This window comes from Nostoc sp., from assembly GCF_036917815.1.
Lineage (GTDB): Bacteria > Cyanobacteriota > Cyanobacteriia > Cyanobacteriales > Nostocaceae > Nostoc.
The window spans coordinates 104614-125803 of record NZ_JBALEK010000042.1; the positions used below are offsets into that span (position 1 = coordinate 104614).

Annotated in this window: 17 protein-coding genes; 13 read left to right on the forward strand and 4 right to left on the reverse strand. The window is 41.0% G+C overall.

Features of this window, described 5'->3' with window-relative positions:
• Positions 1 to 57: 57 nt before the first annotated feature.
• Genes V7K97_RS12620 through V7K97_RS12650 form a run of 7 tightly spaced genes read left to right on the forward strand, consistent with a single transcriptional unit; the run spans position 58 to position 8935 of the window.
• Positions 58 to 1332 carry a Card1-like endonuclease domain-containing protein gene (locus tag V7K97_RS12620; protein WP_334801327.1) on the forward strand — a complete coding sequence of 425 codons (1275 nt, stop codon included), beginning with the start codon at positions 58 to 60 and terminating at the stop codon, positions 1330 to 1332.
• Positions 1329 to 2948 (forward strand): Cas10/Cmr2 second palm domain-containing protein, encoded by a 1620-nt coding sequence (locus V7K97_RS12625; RefSeq protein WP_334801328.1) that lies wholly within the window; start codon positions 1329 to 1331, stop codon positions 2946 to 2948. Before V7K97_RS12620 ends, V7K97_RS12625 begins: the two co-directional genes overlap by 4 nt.
• Entirely contained in the window at positions 2949 to 3617 is a 669-nt protein-coding gene (locus tag V7K97_RS12630) for an RAMP superfamily CRISPR-associated protein (RefSeq protein ID WP_334801330.1), read from the forward strand.
• Entirely contained in the window at positions 3614 to 5251 is a 1638-nt protein-coding gene (locus V7K97_RS12635) for an RAMP superfamily CRISPR-associated protein (protein ID WP_334801331.1), read from the forward strand. Before V7K97_RS12630 ends, V7K97_RS12635 begins: the two co-directional genes overlap by 4 nt.
• Complete coding sequence (locus V7K97_RS12640; protein ID WP_334801332.1) at positions 5251 to 6672, forward strand: RAMP superfamily CRISPR-associated protein; 1422 nt, start codon at positions 5251 to 5253, stop codon at positions 6670 to 6672. Before V7K97_RS12635 ends, V7K97_RS12640 begins: the two co-directional genes overlap by 1 nt.
• Positions 6669 to 6932, forward strand: a complete 264-nt coding sequence (gene csx19 / locus V7K97_RS12645) for a type III-D CRISPR-associated protein Csx19 (protein ID WP_334801333.1) — start codon at positions 6669 to 6671, stop codon at positions 6930 to 6932. The genes V7K97_RS12640 and csx19 overlap by 4 nt, the downstream gene beginning before the upstream one ends.
• Entirely contained in the window at positions 6929 to 8935 is a 2007-nt protein-coding gene (locus V7K97_RS12650) for a TIGR03986 family type III CRISPR-associated RAMP protein (RefSeq protein WP_334801334.1), read from the forward strand. Before csx19 ends, V7K97_RS12650 begins: the two co-directional genes overlap by 4 nt.
• 494 nt (positions 8936 to 9429) lie before the next feature.
• Here V7K97_RS12650 and V7K97_RS12655 read toward each other — a convergent pair whose 3' ends face one another.
• Both V7K97_RS12655 and V7K97_RS12660 read right to left on the reverse strand, forming a co-directional pair.
• On the reverse strand, positions 9430 to 14202 hold the full coding sequence (locus V7K97_RS12655) for a trifunctional serine/threonine-protein kinase/ATP-binding protein/sensor histidine kinase (protein ID WP_334801335.1): 4773 nt from the start codon (positions 14200 to 14202) through the stop codon (positions 9430 to 9432).
• 20 nt (positions 14203 to 14222) lie between these two features.
• Positions 14223 to 15203: an RNA-guided endonuclease InsQ/TnpB family protein gene (locus tag V7K97_RS12660; RefSeq protein ID WP_334801336.1), complete on the reverse strand. Its 981-nt coding sequence runs from the start codon at positions 15201 to 15203 to the stop codon at positions 14223 to 14225.
• Between the two features lie 21 nt (positions 15204 to 15224).
• Here V7K97_RS12660 and V7K97_RS12665 point away from each other — a divergent pair, with 21 nt between their 5' ends.
• The 5 genes from V7K97_RS12665 to V7K97_RS12690 all read left to right on the forward strand — a co-directional run bounded on the left by V7K97_RS12665 (position 15225) and on the right by V7K97_RS12690 (position 18858).
• A complete protein-coding gene (locus tag V7K97_RS12665) occupies positions 15225 to 15434 on the forward strand; it encodes a hypothetical protein (protein ID WP_334801337.1) in 210 nt (69 codons plus the stop codon).
• A gap of 1 nt (position 15435) precedes the next feature.
• Complete coding sequence (locus V7K97_RS12670; RefSeq protein ID WP_334801338.1) at positions 15436 to 15804, forward strand: molybdopterin-dependent oxidoreductase; 369 nt, start codon at positions 15436 to 15438, stop codon at positions 15802 to 15804.
• Positions 15805 to 16040: 236 nt separating this feature from the next.
• Positions 16041 to 16616, forward strand: coding sequence for a hypothetical protein (locus V7K97_RS12675; RefSeq protein ID WP_334801339.1), 576 nt, complete (start codon positions 16041 to 16043; stop codon positions 16614 to 16616).
• A gap of 253 nt (positions 16617 to 16869) precedes the next feature.
• Entirely contained in the window at positions 16870 to 18048 is a 1179-nt protein-coding gene (locus V7K97_RS12685; RefSeq protein ID WP_334801340.1) for an RNA-guided endonuclease InsQ/TnpB family protein, read from the forward strand.
• Positions 18049 to 18156: 108 nt separating this feature from the next.
• Complete coding sequence (locus tag V7K97_RS12690; protein ID WP_334801458.1) at positions 18157 to 18858, forward strand: molybdopterin-dependent oxidoreductase; 702 nt, start codon at positions 18157 to 18159, stop codon at positions 18856 to 18858.
• Positions 18859 to 18874: 16 nt separating this feature from the next.
• Here V7K97_RS12690 and V7K97_RS12695 read toward each other — a convergent pair whose 3' ends face one another.
• The gene (locus V7K97_RS12695; RefSeq protein WP_334801341.1) at positions 18875 to 19351 is read right to left on the reverse strand and encodes a hypothetical protein; all 477 of its coding nucleotides are present in this window, start codon (positions 19349 to 19351) and stop codon (positions 18875 to 18877) included.
• 121 nt (positions 19352 to 19472) lie between these two features.
• Positions 19473 to 19835 carry a hypothetical protein gene (locus tag V7K97_RS12700; RefSeq protein ID WP_334801342.1) on the reverse strand — a complete coding sequence of 121 codons (363 nt, stop codon included), beginning with the start codon at positions 19833 to 19835 and terminating at the stop codon, positions 19473 to 19475.
• A gap of 256 nt (positions 19836 to 20091) precedes the next feature.
• Between V7K97_RS12700 and V7K97_RS12705 the strand changes: the two genes are divergently transcribed.
• Complete coding sequence (locus V7K97_RS12705) at positions 20092 to 21168, forward strand: DMT family transporter (protein WP_334801343.1); 1077 nt, start codon at positions 20092 to 20094, stop codon at positions 21166 to 21168.
• The last annotated feature ends 22 nt before the right edge of the window (positions 21169 to 21190 follow it).

Below are 21190 nucleotides of genomic sequence, written 5' to 3' on the forward strand. Positions count from 1 at the left end.
TTCCGATGCTGTGTAATACTGGGTATGCCGATATAAAAAGTTATATACATCTACCACATGAGTACATCCGAGTTCGACAAATACAAAGTAGACCACCTGTTTTTACTGATTGGTGAGAATCTGTTACCGAATTATGTGGCGGCGAATCTCTTAGTAAACAAAGATGGAACTGCTTATTTTGTACATACAGCAGATACAGAAATACAAGCAAAGCGGCTGCAAACGGAACTAAAGGGTTTAAAAGCCATAGAACTGCTTACCCTAAATGATTATGAGTCTGATGCTTATTACATCCAAAAAGAAATTAGAGCAAAGTTAGAAAGCATTAAAAGCGGAAAAATAGGGCTAAATTATACAGGCGGTACGAAAGCTATGTCCGCGCACGCCTACCGAACATTGTTTTACGAAGAGACTAAAGATAAAACATACAGGCAGCGTGCAGATATTATTTTTAGCTATCTTGACCCCCGCAGATTAGAGATGTGCATCGATAGGGAAGATAACGATCGCATCCGCTTAAAAATAAAACCAGATACATTACCAGTTGAACTTGTAACAATCTTCCAGCTACATGGGTTGGAGCTGAAGCAAAAGCCTACACAACAAGTAAAATTACCAAAATTAGCAACAGAACTTGCCAATGTTTTGAAGGAAGAGAGTAAATCAAAGCAGTGGTTTGATTGGTTCCATAACGTTTTTCGTGAGCAAGCTTATAGGAAAAAATCGAACGGTGGAGGAGATTGGAAATCTGAAACATCTCTGATAGATGTATCAACATCTCTAGATAAATTACCAAAAGAAATTGTTGTAGCATTTCAACAAGAAAAATTTCTTATAAATGAAAATGAACTTTCGTTACAACAAGTACAAAAAACAGGATCTTTTCAAAAAAATAAACATTTTTGTGAATTGCTTGATGGTTTATGGCTAGAACATTATGTGTTAGAACAAGTCAAAAATATTGCTGCGAAACACTTGATAGAAGACTATGGAATGAATTTTAAAATCGTTCTTACAGGTACTCCAGGATTTCAGTTTGATGTTGCATTTACCCGTGGTTATCAACTCTTTGCTATTTCTTGCACGACAACGGGTAAAAGAGATTTATGCAAGAGCAAGCTTTTTGAAGCATACCTCAGAGCAAGACAAATGGGAGGAGATGAAGCGAGAGTGGCTTTAATTTGTTGCTCTAACGAACCAGATACCCTGAAGGCTGAAATTTTTGCATCTACTAATGATAAAAAAATCGCTGTATTTGGACGCGAACATCTAATAAATTTATCTGAAAAAATTGATGAGTGGATTACTCAAGTTGACCGAGAGGCAAAATGACACAATTTACAGTAACTGTAGTTGATACGACAGGTAAACAGAATTATATCTTCAGCAGCAACCGCCTACGCGAAAACATTGGAGCCTCCTTTATCTTATCTCAATCTACAAAAGAATGGGTTGAAGAAACATTAGAAAAATTAGAAGTTCCGAAAAAATGTCAAGAAGAAGCAATAGAAATAAGTGAACTCAATGCCGAACTAATATATGCGGCTGGTGGTAATGCACTTATTCTATTTAAAACACACGAAATTGCTGTCAGATTCACTCAGATATTGAGTAAGCAAGTTTTGAAAAAAGCGCAAGGAGTTAATCTTTTAGTTGTTCATAAAGACTTTGACTGGGAGAGCGAAAATTTACATTCAATAGTTGAGAATTTGAAGAAATATGATATAGAACGTCAAAAACATGAGCGGATTTCTTCAGTTCCGCTATTGGGATTAGGTGTAACTGCTAGTTGCAACTCAACTCAGCTTCCTGCTGTAGATACAAGCGAGGAATATATAAATTATGCCGATGAAGAAGAAACAGATAGCTATTTTATTTCTAGGGAAACTAAGCAAAAATTGCAAGCAGTTGACCAAGCTAATCAAAAGCTGCAAAAGTTTTTTGCTGATGTAGTTGACCAAAATATTTATCAGTTTCCCTATCGAACTGACCATTTAGGTCGCTCTAAAGGTGAATCTAGCTATGCTGCTATTGTTCATGCTGATGGTAATGGTATGGGAAACAGATTTAAAAAATGTGGAGAAGGAAAAGAAAACCGACATTATATTGATGACATACGAAAGTTTTCTAAAAGTGTTGACCGAGCTGGTATTAATGCATTAAAGGCTGTTGCAGGTATTTTAATTAAATCAATTCAACAAGGAAAACTTGTTGGTAAAATCGGAGAATTTAATTTAAATGCTAAATATTATCTTCCTTTCCGTCCTTTAGTTTATGGCGGTGATGATATTACCTTTGTTTGTGAAGGAAGAATAGGACTAGAATTAGCAGCTTTATTTCTGAAAGCATTTGAAGAACAATCTGTGGCTGATGGTGAATCTTTAACGGCTTGTGCAGGTGTTTCTGTGGTTAAAACTCATTATCCTTTTGCACGAGCTTATAAAATTAGTGAAGATTTATGTAAGGAAGCCAAGAAATTTGTGAAGGATGAGCGAAAACAATATGGAGTAGATTATTTTTCTGCTATTGATTGGCATTTAGCAGCAAGTGGATTACTAGGTTCTATTTCCGAAATTCGCCAGAGGGAATATCAAGTCAATCATGGCGATAAACCTTGGAAGTTAGAAATGCGTCCTGTCCGGTTGCAAAACAATAACAGGGAGTGGCGTACTTGGGAAAATTTCACTCAAGTTGTTGAAGAGTTTAAAGAAGGAAAAGACTGGAAAGAACGCCACAACAAAATTATGGCTTTGCGAGAAGTCTTACGCAAAGGATCTATTGAAGCTACTCAAGAATTTTTACGTGCTTATAAATTGTCACATTTACCATTATTCCCAGAGTCTAGCGGCCAAAGCAAACAACTAGCTGAAGGTGGTTGGTTAAGCAGAAAATGTGGCTACTTTGATGCTATTGAAGCTATGGATTTTTACATTGGACTGGAGGATTAGGTGATTATTTACCAACTGAAAATTAAATTACTAAGTGATACGACTTTCGGCAGAGGAGACGGTGTAGCTGGTTTAATTGACCAGGAAGTTGAGCATGATTCCTGTGGATTTCCTTACTTGCGCGGACGCACACTTAAGGGTTTATTGAGGGAAGAATGTGACAACTTAATTGCAGTTTTACAAAATGATAGTCGCGCATATTGGGAAAATCTCGCTTTTACTCTTTTCGGAACACCTGGCAGTAGTCTGGGAACAATAGCAGCAATGCACGTAGGAGATGCTTGCTTACCAGATGATTTACGAGAAGCTGTTGCTTGGCAAATTCAAGATAAAACATTGACAAAGGAAGAAATTCTAGAATCTCTAACTACTATCCGTCGCCAAACTGCGATTGATTCTCAAACTGGCACGGCGGATGAAGGAAGTTTACGTTCTTTCAGAGTAGTTATACGCCAACTTGAATTCAAAGCTGACTTGCTGTTTGAAACTCAACCTAGTGATGAGATGCTGTCAATTTTAGCAGTGGGGATATTAGCACTTCGACGTGTAGGAAGTGGACGCAACCGAGGTCGGGGATATGTGCGATGTACGCTGCATAATAATGTGGGAAAAGAAATTACACAAGATTATATAAGCTTGTTTGGTCAAATTCAGGAGAAAGTTGCATGAACATAATTACTTTTTCATTGCATACTCAACAACAACTGCTTGCTACTTCGTTTAAAGGCGATCCAAATAGTGATGTATCTTATAGTTTTATTCCCGGTAGTATAATTCGGGGTGCAATAATTGGTCGCTACATGAAGCAGCATCAATTATCAGAGCTTGATTTGAGCAATGATACAGTCAAACACCTATTTTTTTGTGCTAATAGTACTTGCTATCTGAATGGATATTTACGTAGTAGTCAAGAGAGTAAACGTACTCTTCCGATACCCCGTTCTTGGTTTAAGGATAAGGATGCAGAACTAGGGGATAAATCACCTGAAATAACTGCTTATGATTTCAGCATTCCCGATAGAGAAAATGAGCTGGAAACACCAAAGTTTGTTGGTGAAGGTTTTTGGACAGAAGAGGGAGGCTATGTCAGATTCTACAAAGAAAAACGACGCATTAACATTCATAATCAGCGCGATCGCAAAAAAGGACGTTCTACCCCAATCAAACGCGACCCTCAAACCAAGCAACTCAAAGGTGAAGGAGAAATTTTCAGCTATGAAGCAATAGATGCTGGACAAACGTTTGAAGCTGTAATTCTGTGCAGTAGCGAAGACAACGTAAAATTGCTGAAAGATTTGCTTCAACTATCCCCAGAACTCTGGTTAGGCGGTTCCCAGAGTGCTGGTTATGGATATACAAAAATTGATCATATAAATTGTCATGATGCTTGGGATGAAGTAAGTATTTCAATTGAAGAACGTATTGATAACGACAGTTTTACAATTACACTACTAAGTGACATGATTTTACGTGATGAGTGGGGGCAATACGCTGTAATTCCTCCATCAGCACAACATGAAGTCTCAGTACCATTGATAAAAGAACTAGAAAAAATTTTAGGTGTAGAACCACAGCCAAAAAGAAGTTTTACTAGTAGCACTTTAGTAGGTGGGTTTAATCGCAAATGGGGACTTCCTCTACCTCAAGTCCCAGCATTAGCAGCAGGAAGTGTATTTGTTTTTGATAAAGTTTCCATAACCCCAAAGCAAATTCAACAACTAGAAACTTACGGCATTGGAGAACGAAGAGTAGAAGGTTTTGGCAGAGTTGTTGTGAATTGGTTAGAAAAAGCAGATTTTCAAGCAAAGCAACCTGAAACTACAAACTCCATTCAGCCAACATTAAAACAAGAGGCATCACGTAGTTTAGCAGCAGAAATGGCTGAAAAGCTTTTGCTCCAAAAACTAGAACAAACTTTGCAAAAGCAGATGGGGTATTCTGGTATACGAGGTGAAATTAGTAATAGTCAACTATCGCGCTTGCTGTTAGTAGCAAGACAGGCACTAACAACAGGTGATTGTGATTTAGTACTGTCACTTTTAGAGAATTTACCAGATAATGCCAGAGGTCAATTTGAAAGAGCAAAAATAGGTGTATACAAAGATTCTCTGAAGCTAAAGCTCGATGAATGGTTGCGTAATCCTATGTCTTGGATTAGCAATCCACAGGATTTAACAGTCAGCATTGCTGAGATAGAGCGAAGTATCACAGGCAAATTTTCCAGAGAAAACAAGCTGGCTGAAAAATACACCCTACGTCTAATTATGGCAGTTGCTAAAAAGGCAATGAAGGAGGAAATATAATGAGTAGCGTCCTCAAAAATCGCAATCAACGCTATATCATCGAACGCATTATAGTAAAAGGCACTTTAGTTTTAGATACTCCAACTTGTTTGGGAAGTGGTGATGCTGATGGCGATACTGATTTAGTTTTGTTGCGAGACAGTAGAGAAGAGAAAGCTTTACTGATGGGTTCATCTATTGCCGGAGCGCTACGGAACTATTTGCGAGAGTATAGAAATGGTTATGGTGCTACAGAAGAATCTTTATTATTTGGCGGTCTGCGTAGTGATGAAGAGGGTGAGCAAAGTCCTCTAATAGTAAATGATGCACTCAGCAGAGAAAATATCAAAGTAGAACTGCGAGATGGTGTCAAAATTAATAGCGTTACTAGAACAGCCGAACCTGGGGCAAAATATGACCTGGAATTGCTAGAAGCAGGAACAAAGTTTGACCTTTATTTTGAATTGTTGATTGATGCAGAAAATAATAAGGAGCAATTAGTTAGAGAATTAGCGATCGCACTTCAAGGTTTAGAAAAGGGCGAAATTAGCCTGGGGATGAAAAAGCATCGTGGTTTCGGTCGCTGTAAGGTCAACAATTGGGAAGTACAGCAATTTGATTTGCAGAAATATGATGAGCGTATAGCATGGTTAACCTTCGAGCATTGGTCTACAGGTTTATTAGCTAATGATCAACTCTATGACTCAATAGAAAATGCTCTCGGTGTATCTGTGGATGGAGGAGATAAACGCGATCGCTTAACCATCCAAGCCACATTCATCCTCGCTAGTCCCCTGCTAATTCGCTCTGGTCAAGCTTCTGCTGATAAAGCTCCTGATGTCGTACACCTCAAATCTCGGCGGGATGGAGAACTTCAACCAGTGTTATCTGGTACAAGTTTAGCAGGGGTATTACGTCATCGTGCAGAACGAATCGTTAATACTCTCCAGAAAAATACAAGCATTATTGATGAAATATTTGGTGTTGATTTCAGCCAGGATAAAACTAAGAAAGCAAAAGCAAGTCGTTTGATTGTTCATGAAAGTGTTATTAAAGAAACAACGGATTTGGTACAAAACCGCATAGCTATTGACCGTTTTACAGGTGGTGCTTTACATGGTGCATTATTCAACGAGCAACCAATTTTTGGGAGCGATAAAACAGAGATCAAGCTGGAATTGGAGTTACGTCAACCGAAAGCTAATGAAATTGGTTTGTTACTGTTGTTAATTAAAGACTTGTGGACTGGAGATTTACCTGTTGGTGGTACAAGTAGTATTGGAAGGGGAAGATTGCAAGGGAAAAAGGCAATAATTACTTTAGCTTCAGAAAATAAAGTTTGGAATATTACCCAAGCTTCAAAAAATGAACCTTTAACTATAGATAATGCTGAAGATTTAGAAAAGTTTATTGATGCATTGAATCAGGAGGTAGCAGCTTGAATAAACCAATATGTAAGCCCTTAAATATTTCCACCAATTTAGACAAAATTTGTGGTGGTTTTACTTTAGTGTCAGATGGTTCACAAGGTTTACATCATGCAGTGCCTTTAACTGATATTGAATTTGATCAGAATCAGAAATTATATCGTCCCTTGCGTTTAAGTGTTCATCACTATATTGATTACGATGATTCGGGTGTAGCTCGAATTGATCTAAGTCGTCTAGTTAACTTAACTACTTTTAAGGAGATTAAAAAATGAATCCTAAGCACATTACACCAATTTCTAAAGATCGTCGAGCCTTTGCCCCTTACAATTTTGTCGAATTACCTGATGAAAACAAAGTGGTCATAGCACAAGAGCTTCCAAAAAAAAATTGTTATGATATACAGCGACATACAGGCTATATTCAGTGTACTTTAGTGACGGAATCTCCTCTCTACATTCGTTGTGGATTAGTTCCAGATGACTTTAAAAAATTTGGTGATCGCACTTGCAATCATGAAGAACTCAATGAATTAATACTAGAAGAACAAAAACGATGGACTGACTTTTTTTATAATCCAGCTAATAATCTTCCTGTAATTCCTGGTAGTAGCCTGCGAGGTATGATCAGGACTATTATTGAAATTATTACCTATAGTAAAATCCATCAAGTCTCAGGATACGAAAAGCTTTTTTTCCGTGCTGTCGCTACACCTAGTAACGATCCTCTAACTGACGAATACAAAAGAAAACTTGATGATAAAGTTAATGCTGGATATCTTCAACAACAAAGTGATGGTAAATGGCGTATTTATTTGGCTCAAACAGTTGAAGAACAGCCTATTATATGGGTTAAAAAATCAGCAATTCCCAGTGAAATCGGTTTAATTGATACAAATAGTCCTAATTATCAACCTCAACATTTTAAGGTGCGATTTGATGAAATTAATAAAGAAAAAACTCGTTATATTGCCAACCAAGTTAGCATAAATAACACTCATCATAAGTACAGTGGGCATCTGGTGACAAGTGGCAATATGATTGAAGGAAATCCAGAAGGTAAATCTTCTCGTCAATATCATTTTTTGATAGGAGAAAGAACAGATGATTATGTTGAAATTGATCCTGGTGCAGTGGAAGATTATCGTGCTGCTTTAACTGATTTTCAGAAAAAATATTTTGATGAAGAAAATGGTATCCTGCAAAACCATTATCCTGTTTTCTTCCGCAAAACCAAATTAGGTGAGAAAGTGACTCTATTTGGTCATAGTCCTAACTTTCGCGTACCTTATACTCCCCCTACCAAAAATGGTCGTGCTGCTTCAGTTACAGATTTTATTCCTCCTAAGTTAAAAGGCTCTGAAAATCCAGAGATTGACATGACTGAAGCCATTTTCGGTTGGGTAAAGGATAAAAAATTAGAGAATCAAGCACACGCAGGAAGAGTATTTATTACTGATGCTATACTTGATAGTTCAACACCAAATGAGCAAATTTGGTGTCAAAATAACCCTGATGAAAGGATCACTCCCTCCATTTTAGCTACTCCAAAACCTACTACTTTTCAGCATTATTTAGTCCAAACAGATCCAGACGCAAAAAGGGAAAACCTAAAGCACTATGGAAGTTACCCCATTAAAGATACGGTAATTCGTGGAAATAAGTTATATTGGCATCAAAAAGATGTTAGCAGTAGTTCAATTAGAGAATCTAATGAGGAAGAAATAAAAAATAAACCCAAGCAATACACAAAAAATAGACCGATTAATTCAAAAGTTAGTTTTCACTTCAAAATTTATTTTGATAATCTAACTGATGAAGAACTAGGTGCATTATTGTGGGTATTAGATTTAGCTAAAGAAAAGGAAAGCCGAATTTACGTCAAGGACGATCAAGAATATCGTTTTTCTCTTGGTATGGGTAAACCTTTTGGTATGGGAGCAGTTAAACTAACAAATCAACAATTATGGCTAAGTCAACGTCAAGACAAACGTTATCAAAAGTTATTTAACGGAAATAAGTGGCAAACAGGAAATTACAGTGATACTGAAATTGAAGCTCAAGTCTTTGTAGAGTCATTCAAGAATTATCTTTTGGATAAAATAGGTAGAAATCCTGATGAAAATCTGGAAGATGTACAACGCATCAAAATGCTATTGGCGATGTTGAGTTTTCCAGGAAAACCAAAAGGTAGTGTGCGGTATATGCAAATAGAACATCCGCGTAATAATAATGAGTACGATCAACGTCCAGTCTTGCCAAATCCTTTTGATGTTTGAAGTTTTTTATAACTTAATTATCACAATTTAGAAAGTCAACAAAAAACGAAAAAATAAGAGCGATCGCACCAGGGCAAACGGATCTAAATTACTCTTGATTACAAGCAAGGCTAAGAACCAACGACAAAATGAGTATTTCTCGTTTGGTCTAGTTTCCAAGACTCAAAGTGATGCCTAGGCTAAACTTGTGTCAATAAGCGGCAATTATAGCTGTTCCCATTCAGATGAGGTACAACATTATATCGCAAGGTGTAGGGGCACGGCAGTGCCGTGCCCCTACGGGTGTACCTTACTAGCTTGGGAAATGCTATAATGCGACTATTTGATTTGAGTTACTATTGAGAATAAAGTCTTCTTGTTGACATAATGTGTTTGTCCTGGCAAACGCACCCTTTATCCTCGCTAAAACTCTCAACATCGACAAGGGTAAAAAACTCATATCCCTTGTTCCTTTGTCCTCTTCCTTGACTCAGATAGTTCTTTTACAACTGTTTTTAAAGATAGTAGTTCATGGGGAAATTAATGAAAAATTCAGTTCCTTTTCCTAGTTCTGATATGACACTTAATTGTCCCCCATGTTTTTCTATAATAGAGTAGCTAATCGATAATCCCAAACCTGTTCCTTTGCCAACAGGTTTTGTTGTAAAAAATGGCTCAAATAGGTGCTGCTTTACCTTCTGAGACATCCCAGATCCATTATCTGCAATTTGAATGGTTACTGTATCGGTATCAGTTGTTTTAGTACAAATTCGGATGCTGGGAATTGCTGTTTTTTTCGGTTCAGTTGTGATTGTTTCTTGATGCGTTGTAAATGATGAATCCAATGCATCAATGGCATTGCTCACAATATTCATAAACACCTGATTTATCTGGCTGGCATAGCAGTTAATCTCTGGTAACTGTCCATATTCCTTAATCACATTGATCGCGGGGCGGTGTGCTTTCTCTACTAGGCGGTGCTGTAAAATTAGTAAGGTGCTGTCGATGCCTTCGTGAATGTTGACAGGTTTCATTTCGGCCTCATCTAGGCGCGAGAAGTTGCGAAGAGAAAGGACAATCTCGCGGATACGATCCGCCCCCACCTTCATTGATTGCAGTAACTTTTGTAAGTCTGACTTGAGGAAATTAAAATCTATTGCCTCTAGTTCCTCTTGAATCTCAGCAAACGGTTGAGGATAGTAATGCTGATACCGATCAACCAGGTGCAGCAACTCTTGACAATACTCATTGGTATAGCGGAGGTTGCCATAGATAAAGTTAATTGGGTTGTTAATTTCGTGGGCAACGCCTGCTACCATTTGTCCCAACGAAGACATTTTTTCTGTTTGAATCAGTTGGGTTTGGGTGTGTTGAAGCTCCTCTAAAGTTTCCGACAAATGCTGATTTTTCTCATTCAACTCTTGAGTTCTCTGCTGCACTTTGTCTTCCAAAGTATGGTTATAGTCTTCTAGTTGGGCTTTGGTTACGGCTAGATTGGTATACAACATAGCGTTTTGCAGCGAGATGGCAGCTTGTGCTGTGAGTAGCCGCAAAATCTCAAGACGGTTTTGGGTGAAGGCTCCTGTTGTCAAAGTATTTTCCAGGTAGAGGATGCCAATGAGCTGGCCACGATTGTGAATGGGCGTACATAGCAGGCTTTTGGGTTGCCATTGAATGATGTAGGGATCGTTGGCGAAGGTGGTTTCTGTACGAGCATCATCTAGCACTAGCGTTTCGGAGGTACGTGAGACATAGTTCACAATTGCTTTGGGAATATCCTGACTGGCTGAAAGAGGAAGGGAATTGATTATCCTAAGTTTTTCACCCGTAGGGGTAGCCCGTCCTAGATATCGGGGATTTGCGTCCCTTACCGCAGTAGGCATCGCCTTTTCGACAGTCGCGTTGCTAGTTCTTTGAGCCGCAATCACCCAGTTATCCTCTTGAAGCAGCAGGAGGACGGATTTTTCAGCCCCGGCATTTTCGATCACGACTTGCATCAGGGTTGTCAACAGCTTTTCTAACTCGATTTCTCCAGCCAGTGCGTGAGAGGCTTTCATCACAGTTGCTAAATCTAAAGCTTCAAACCCACCAGAATTACTATGTCCCGATGCAGTTGTAGTGGCTCGGGTGAGGGTTGAAGAACCAGTTTCTGGCGGCTGTTCGCTCGTAGCCAAGAATTGAGGATATTGATGTTCTAACTGGTTGACTTTGGCGATCGCCCCCCAGTTGAGGTAATTATAATAGGCATTTGCCAGGTAAATTTGAGCGATCGCATCTTTGTTCCATTCTAGGTAAAATCGGGCAGTCAGTTCATTGGCGAGGGCTTCTTCCTGAATGTATCCATTGATTTTTGCCCCAGCGATCGCGCGATCGTAGAAATCCACTGCCTGGGCCATTTGTCCCAAGACTCGGCATTGTTCGGCTTTTACCAATTCAAATTTGTGTAAATAATTCATGGGTGCGTGGTGCGCCCAAGTCTGCATTTTTCCCTGGTTTTCTCTGACTCGTTCCAGCAATCTTTCTCGCTCAGAAGTTGTAGCCGGAGAATACTCTGCTAGAGCCGTCAGGGAATCATAGAAATAAAACATCGGCACACTAGCATAGCCCGTACCTGCAACTAGATATTCTCTGGCTTGAGCAGCTGTTTCCACTGCTTGAGAGAGGTTTTCAAACAGATAGCAGAGAATCAATTTGTGGAGCCAGAAGTAGTGAAGCCCGATCAACTCATTGGCATTCAGCATTTGAGTCACAAATTTTGCTTCATTAAGTACCTCACCTGTTAAAACACAGGGATTTTCAGCCTTGCCGAGCAAGTTCAAAACTGTTTGCCAGAAGACACGGGAGTAGTTGAGCATCGTGTCTTGCCGAAAATTTTCCAAAACATGACAGTAAGCCCGGATGTCTACCTCTAAGGATTTCAATTCTTGGCCCAGGAAATAAGAATACTGACAAATGTCTTTGGTATTGAAGCCCACGTAGTATACATTTCCGGTTTCCAGAGCAATCTTGTAGCCCTCCAGTATCAACTGTAAGGATTTTTGCAGTGGAGACTTCAAATAGGTGATGAAAGCACCCACAACATAAAATACAGTCGGTTTGATGTCGCTAATATTAAATTTATCAGTTAGTGCCAAAGCTAGGTTGCCAACTTGATCGGCTGTTTCAATATCCTGGAGAATTCCGTTTAAAAGAATGCCATAACAGGCATAACAGAAGGCAGAAAATGGAGCATTGCCATACTGAATCGATGCTTTGACTTGGGACAAGATCAGTAGCGGAAACAGATTTGGATCGGCGACGTAAACGGCTGGAGCAACGTTTGCCGCAATTCGGGTAACAGCCAGCTTGTCTTTTGCCCTCATCAGGGGTAAGTCAACCAAGGAAGCAATATCACGTCCGTTAATTAAGGCAGCAGTTTCCTGAAGTGCTTGTTGAGTATCTTGGGGGGTGGGTGTTTCTGGAAAGATCACACCGAACAGACTCATTCCCTGGCGGGCGATCGCGATCGCACCCAGCACATTATTGTTAGCTGTATAGGACTGGATTTTGGTTTCGTAAATGCTGACTTGATCTAGTGGAGTTTTCGTTTGCTCCATCACAGTTTGGGACAATTGCTCCATCTGTTCATAGGCACCACAAAGGTAAGCAGCGTCAGTGGCTAATTCGTGCAGTGCCAGAGCCAAATCATACTGACTTTGCCAACAGTCAGCTCTCAATAAACCAATGCCAGTGGTTAAATACTCAATTGCTACCTGATAAGCCGTGGAAGACTTGGCTTTCCGTCCTGCCAGCAGGTTGAGTTGTGCTAGTTGATCGCGATCGGGCTGGGCTGCGATCAGTTCTATGCCAATATTCAGTTGGTTGGCAATTTCAAAAATCATCTCTTCTCGCTCAGTTTCCGGGGTATTGCTCAACAGCAATTGACCAATCTTTAGGTGAGTTGCTGCTTTCTGATTCGCCGGAATTAGTGAATAAGCGGCTTGTTGAATGCGATCGTGGAGAAATTTATAGGCAATAGTTATTGATTCGTTGCCATTTGTCATTGGCGGATTCTTCTCAACAAATGACAAATCACAGGTGACGGCAGACTCATCCTGAAATAATTTATACTCTTCCCCGCTAGGCAAGATTAATCCATCCTTGAGAACTGGCCACAGATCCCCTGCAATCTCTGCTGGAGATTTTTCACAGACAACCGACAAGGTTTCTAAATCAAACTCATTACCGACACAAGCAGCCAGTTTGAGAACATCCTGAGTCTGCGGTGGTAATTTTTGGAGTTGCAGCGCCACAAACTCCACAATATCTTCTGTAAAAGAAAGTGCCTGGATTTGAGCAATATTACATTGCCAACTGCCTGTTCTGTGACAAAAGGCGATCGCCCCATCTTCATGGAGCGATTTGAGAAACTGGTTAGTGAAAAATGGATTGCCTTTGGTCTTTTGATACACCAGATTAGCGATCGCCAGTGCTTGTTCTGGTGAATATTTCAGGGTATCTGCAATCAGTTGATTGAGGTCGGTCTGAGTCAACACAGAAAGGACAATACTACTAACTGTAATCGCCTCTTGACGCATCTCCTCAATGGTCAACATTAGGGGATGTGCAGAGGAAACCTCATTATCCCGATATGCGCCAATCACTAGCAAATAAGAGTTGCTAGCTTCATTCATCAACAGATGCATCAGCTTTAATGAAGCGGAGTCTGCCCACTGTAAGTCATCGAGGAAAATGACGAGGGGATGCTCTAGGGTTGTGAATACTTGAATGAATTTCTGAAACAGCAAATTGAAGCGGCTTTGGACAGCGCTACCTGATAATTCCGGGACAGAGGGCTGTTTACCAATGATCCGTTCCACTTCTGGAATCACCTCAATAATCACCTGACTACTCTCACCCAATGTAGATAAAATTTGGGTCTTCCACTGCTGAATTTGAGCATCACTCTCTGTCAGCAGTTGTGCCATTAGGTCTCGAAACGCTTGCACCAAGGCAAAAAAGGGAATATTCCGATTAAATTGATCGAATTTGCCCTTGATAAAGTATCCCCGTTGACGGGTGATTGGTTTATGAACTTCGTTGACAATTGCTGTTTTACCAATGCCAGAGGAACCTGCTACAAGCATCAATTCCGAAGTTCCTTGGCGTACCCGCTCAAAGGTTGCTAGCAGCGTTGCGACTTCTACTTCACGTCCATAGAGTTTTTCAGGAATGACAAAGCGATCGCAAACGTCCCTCTGTCCTAGCCCAAACCACATAATATTCCCACTTTCCTGTAATTGATTCAAACAAATTTCCAGATCGTGCTTTAGTGTACATGGTGACACCGCGAACAAGTCTGACTGGTATAGGCAGGTGGGACAAAGACGACTGGCACACCAGCGATATTTGCCTTGTAATCAACAAACATCCGCAATTGGTAGAATGCCCAATTATTAGTTCTCCGGCGTTCAGTTTTGCCAAGGCGTTGTTGATTGAGCGATTGTCTGATATTGGTCAAGTCTTCAAATGCCAAAGCAGAATTACTTTGTTTGGCATCTTGAAGCAACTGCTTCGAGATATTGTGATTCAGCCACTTTTGAAACCTTTGTTCTTTCCCAGAGAGCCTTCTCAACAGTTTTCTAGAACTGCGAGTGCGTTTGGATTGAACATTAGCCCTGACTTGACTGTATCGGTCACGAGTGTTTTGAATCTGTTTACCACTCCAAGAGTCACCATTGGAAGTGGTGGCTATGTCGCGCCGTCCCAAATCGACCCCAATCACCTTGGGTGTTTTACCTGTGGGGCTGGTGGGCAAGTCAACACAGATATTGATGTAGTAGTCGCCGTGTTTCGTTTTGTTGAGAGTAGCAGCCGTTGGGGATTGCCCTTTAAGCAATGCCAACTGGTAGTTACCAATCAACAACTTAAACTTTTTGCGACCACACATCAAAGTAACGCCCACAGTTTGCAATTCCTCCAAGTACTGAAAAGTCCGAGCATCCAAACTCAAAGATGTTGGTCTGAACTTGTGGACTTGTTTAACTGCTTTGGCGTTACTAATCACGCGGCGAATAGCTTGGCAGACATGATTTGCCTTAATGCCCGTAGATGCGCGTACTGGCTTATAAACCAAGTGGTGAAGCTTGGTAGTATTCCAGCATTTTTCACGCAATGCGACCTCCAATATCTGATTGCAAGCATCAGCAAACCCCTGCAAAGTGCGGTCTATTTCAGAGTGCAACTCTACAGGGACTTGAATCTTGCATTTTACCGATATTGTTTGCATTACATTCGTACTAAAACTCATCCAATTATATCAGAAAACGCAATGCACAAACTAGTGGTTAGCTTTGGATTTGCTAATTGCTCAACTGTCCCCATCATTGTTTGTGCTGACGCGCAAATGAGCCAGTGCGGTGGACGGGAACGCCTGCATAAAGCAACTGGCGTTCACTCAGGGGACGTTTTGCAATTAGCCCTCCATTCCTCTCACCACCAAACTGAGTACAGTTTTGGTGGGAGTCTCCTGGAGGCTTGAGATGAATGAGTTTGATAAGACTTTAGAAGACAACAGCATGAGCTACGTGGGAATGATTGCAAAATTCCCACTAGGTGTTCATGATCTCAAGTCTTTTATTACTTCTGAGAAGCATCTGTTCGTTCTCAGCCACATGGGAATCCCAGCTATTGACATCGCTCAATGGAAGTTGAAAATTTCGGGATTAGTAGAGCAGAATTTTGAGTTGTCATATCAGAATTTGCTGAGTCTGGAGTATCGAGAGTTAACAGTTTTCCACCAATGTTCAGGGAATCCGCTTCAACCAAAGGTTCCCACAAGAACCATTAGTAATGTTACATGGGGTGGAGTTTCGCTCAGAGATAAACTAAATGACAGAAAACTTTGCTAAACTTATCTAGAATTAGGTATTGTAGACAAGTTTATGTGGAAGGTTGCAGAATTTGGCGGATTAATCGGTGTTTCTTCATCGACATTAAGGCGGTGGGAGACAGAAGGGAAACTAACGCGCCTAATGGACGCTAGGCAATCAAAGAATTTACACAGAATCACACTTAGCACTGGCTCGAAATCTCAAGTCCGGTAAGTTTCCAACAAGAATAATTATCTATTGCCGTGTTTCATCACATGGACAAAAAGATGATCTACAAAGCCCAAGTTGAATCTATGGATAGGTTTTGTGTTGCACTCGCAGTAGTAGTCACTGACAGAATCGAAGAAATAGGCGGTGGGCTTAACTTTAAGCGTAAAAAGTTTCTGCAAATTATTCAATGGGCAATTCAAGGGGAAATCAAATGCGTGTATGTAGCCCACAAAGACAGACTGTGCCGCTTTGGTTTTGACTTAGTAGAACAAATCATTATCTGGGGAGGGGGAACGGTTGTAGTAGCCAATAGTGAGGCATTGTCACCCCATGAAGAACTGGTTGAAAAAGAGGCAGGGGAGCAGGGAGCAGGGAGCAGGGGAGAAGGAACAGAAAGGGGGATTCGACCCCACCTGAACGAGAACCACTTAATAGAAGTGGGGGACGTAAGAACATGTTCCGCTCCGCAAACTAGGCAGGAGTCAGGGGTCATTCCCCCCCGCTCCCTGCCCCCTGCCCCCTGCCTCTTCGTTGAAAAAGAGGAAAAGGGGCAGGGAGCAGGGAGCAAGGGGGATAGAACAGAAAAGGGATTCGACCCCTCCAATACGAGAACCACTTAGCAGAAGTGGGGGACGTAAGAACATGTTCCGCTCCGCAAACTAGGCAGGAGTCAGGGGTCATTTCCCCCCGCTCCCTGCCCCCTGCCCCCTGCCTCTTCGTTGAAGATTTGTTGTCAATCGTACATTGCTTTTCTAGTCGCTTGTATGGATTACGCAAATACAAGGAAAAGGTAAAGTTAATTGCTCAAGGTGTTGATCCTTGTTCAAAGTAGGGTATACTTGTTCAAGTAAGGAAGTTTGCAAAAGTTTAGCTATGTTTGCTATCAAGCGAGAATTAAAACTAAATAATGTTGAAACCTCCTTGATGCGCGGCAATGCTGGTTTTAAACGGTTTGTTTACAACTATGGATTAGAACTATTAACTGCGTCCTGGAGTTTTGAAGATGTACAAGCTTCGGACTCTAAACGCATCGATGCAATCAAGAAAGTTCTAACTCAAGTCACAATGCAAAGACCTGAATATGCGTGGATGAAGTTATATCCGTCCACAGTTTATCAGTCAGCATTTATCGACTTGAAGAATGCTTTTTCGAGGTGGCGCAAAGGTATATCAGACTTCCCTAAAAAGAAGTTAAAGAAAAAAGGGGACTCATTTACCTTGTACAAAACTGCTGGTATTTATCTTGAAAAAGGTAAGCCAGCGCTGCCATTCACCAATCGAGTTGTCATCAATCCCGGAAAGCTAATAAAGTTACCAGCATTGAAGGAACTTAGGTTAAAAGAGCGAATTGATTTTATGTGTAGTTCTCAAACATTTACTGTATCCAGAACTGCTGATAAATGGTTCGTGTCCTTTACTCTTGATGCCGAAAAGATTCCCCCAATAATTCACCCAATCGAAAAATTGGGTTTAGACCTCGGCGCGAAAACTTTAGCTACTTGTTCTGATGGTACTTTTTACGATATGCCGCTTACCACTAAAAAAGCGAAAATCAAGCTGGGTAAGTTGCAGTGGCGTAATCGCAAAAAGACACTTGGAAACAAAAAGCTAAAAATTAGGGCATCAAGTAACGCTAAAAAATACTACATTCAACTGAGTAGACAACACGCTCACATTGCCAACATCAGGCAAGATACAACCCAGAAAATGACGACTGACATCAGCCGGAAAGCTGCTGTCATTAGGATTGAGGATCTGAATGTATCCGGCATGATTGCCAACCACAAATTAGCCAGTGCTGTGAGCAATAACTGTTTTTACGAGATTCGTAGACAATTTACTTACAAACAATCCCATTATGGGACTAGGGTTGAGTTAGTTGATAGGTGGTTTCCATCATCAAAAATGTGTTCTAAGTGCGGATACATTCAACCTATGGGCAAAAGTTTGCGTGTTTATAACTGTGGTGGGTGTGGTCATGTTCAAGATCGTGATCAGAATGCCTCGATCAACTTGAGGGATGCCCCTCTAGATAAAATACGGTTGGCTTGACCGAAATTTACGCCCGTTGACAAGAAGATGCCGACATCCTTGGTGGACACGGGAAGAAATCTCTATTCTCAGCTTTAGCTAAGTTTAGGTAAGTATTTTCAAGCAGCAATTCTTAATCAATTGCAAGTTAAACCGGAAGCACGTTATGTCTGGTTTGTTGGACTTGACTACGGTGTTTATGAGGGAGTTTCCAGCGATTCCTATATTAAAGATATTCCCATTGAAAAAGCATTGGATCAGGATGTACTTCTGGCATACAATCTTAACGGTGAACCTCTGTCAGCAGAGCGAGGTTTTCCGTTGCGGCTTGTTGTTCCCGGCTACTATGGTACCAACTTGGTGAAATGGCTCTCGCATATTTATGTCACAGATCAGCGATCGCCAGGGCCTTTTACAACAACCTTCTATAACGATCGAGTTGGAGGGGATGGTGGGACTTTAAAACCCGTTTGGGAAGTTGCACCAGAGTCTGTGATTGTTCACCCTTACCAAAATGAGGTGCTAAATCTTCAACCTCAAACACATTGGGGCTGGGCATGGGCATCCAGGGGCATTCGGTCGGTTGATATCAGTACAGATGGTGGCATGACTTGGCACGCGGCTGAAGTTGAAGCACGGTTGCAATATGCATGGCAACGATTTACGTTTCAATGGACTCCATCAACCCCAGGAAAATATAGCTTGATGAGCCGAGCCACTGACTGGGATGGAGCAATTCAACCGATTCAGGAAGAACGCAATGCTGTTTATACGGTAGCTGTTACCGTTAAAGAAGCGACGGTACAAGGCTTACCGTCGCCGAATGATTGAAAAGTGAGGAGATATCTTAGACAGATGTTAGCGATCGCTCTGATTCGTACACTTTAGCAAAGGGTTCTTGATAAGAATGAGTCTTAATATAGACCAAAAACTCATTGACCAAATCTGTAAAATATTCAAACGCCACATCAATCAACTCAAGTGCTTGTTGACGAACCTCTTCTGACACCTCAATCTCTTTCATTATTTGCATAGAAGCGGGAGTATGGAGAGTGTGAGTATTTTCGATATGGTTATGACGTGTACCAAAATAACGGAACTCTGTTTGAGTGATTTGTTGTAGTTGCAGAGCCGCAGACATGGTTGAACGGAAAAAGACATTCGCCGTCACCTCAGATACCTCAATGGCAACCAATCTGATGATCGGATCTGCCCCACGAGTATACCGCTCAAAGATAGGAAACATCGAACGGGAAACCTTGGTATCCTCACTCCACAGGAATCGCACTGCATCACTGAACCGCATAGGATAGTCAATCCCCATCTTCTCCATATCTTCCAGCAACCATTGCCAGTGGAAGAGTTATGGAATAACGAACCGCAGAGGCACGGAGGACACAGAGTAATCAGAGTTTGAGAGATATTTTGCGTAAGTCCTAATGATATTACTTCACTTCACTGGGTTCAAATTTAGTTACCTTGCCTTTCTTAATGGCAACAATCACATCATAGTGAGAACAGTAAGCGAATGTGACATCATTGGCTTTGTTATAAAGGTTAACTACGTGACCTGCACCACCTACCTGGATACCGATTGGTTCCAAGTCACCAAAAAAGAAACGACGCAGCTGATCGCCACTACCAATCTGACCTTTACTCTTAGTGAGCAAGTCTAGTTTCTGTGTTACAGACATTTCTTCGGCTGCTGATGCCTGTACTAATAAGGGATTGATCACCTTTAATGGTGCATCCCAAACTGTGAAAAAACCAACCAAGGCTACACTTGTAAGTAGGGGTGCAAGTTTCATTTGTTACTTCTCTTTTTTGTTTTATCCTGAACATCCAAAGCATCTCAGGTAGGAGTGAGAGCTGATTGAAACTAAGCCACTATTTTCATGAATTTATCCCTTGAGAAAATTTAGTTAATTCTCAGCAATTTCTCAGGCAATCATGGTTTCTCAAAGTCACAGCATATTTTAAGTATTTTCTCAACAAAACCTCATCCTGAACTGCGTGAGCGCAACTTAATATGATGAACAATGCTTTCATTGCAGTGATGCTATTGTGACTAGACTCAGAAGACCACATCGCCTAATCCATAGAATTTCGGGACAAACATATCTCTGGCTAGCAATGCTAATTTTTGCAGCATCTGGTGCAGTTACTAGGAAGTTAACAGAAATTGGCGCTCAACACTTGATTGGCGATGCCTACTCCGGCAACCTACGCAATCCGATTTCTTTGTGTAATGTTTTATTCGTGGGAAATCTTTGCGCCTTGATACTTCTGATCCTAATCTATGGGCGACAGTGGAACAAAGCTACTCTGAAGCAACTTTCAAGGAAGGATTGGGTAAGTCTGACGGCAGTAGCTATTTTATCAGGAGCGTTGGCACCTGGTTTATTTTTCCAAGCACTGGCACTCACAGGACTAAACAATGTCATCTTGATTGGACGCTTGGAACCGCCTCTAACTCTGGCTTTATCAGTTTGGTTATTGAGAGAACGAGTAAATATTTGGCAATTTATCGGAGCGATCGCAGCCTTCATCGGCGTTATCCTAACTATTATCCTTCAACCTCCAGGAGAAGGCATGATGAACGTGGGAGGTTTTGGTTTAGGCATAGGGGAACTTTTGGCAGTAGCAGGATCATTGGCTACATCTGCTTCTACGATTATTGGCAAGAAATACCTTTCCCAGGTTCCCTTGGGAATCTATAGCATCTTTCGGACTGCACTAGGAACCGTCATCTTTTTCTTCATTGCTTTAGCCCTCTATGGCAGCGATCATTTCGCTGGTGTCTTCTCACCGTTTTTGTGGCAGTGGATGTTTTTGTATGGTGGGTTAATTGTGGTGGTAGGCCAGTCTTTTTGGATCAAAGGCTTGAAAACTTCTACTGTATCTATGGCTTCCTTAGTTAGCTCATTTAGCCCAATTGTGGGTATCTTAGCGGCCTATTTAATTTTGAGTGAAGCCCCTACCCAAGCTCAATATATTGGCGGTAGCTTAATTTTAGTAGGCATATTCTTGAGCCAAATTGGTATTTGGTATCAGACTTCTAAGAGAGTTGCGTCTGGCAAGGTGAGTTCTATTCCAGCACAGCAACAGGTAGAAACTGGTATGGGATTCAAAGGGATGTGAGGGGGCATAACCCATTAGTAAT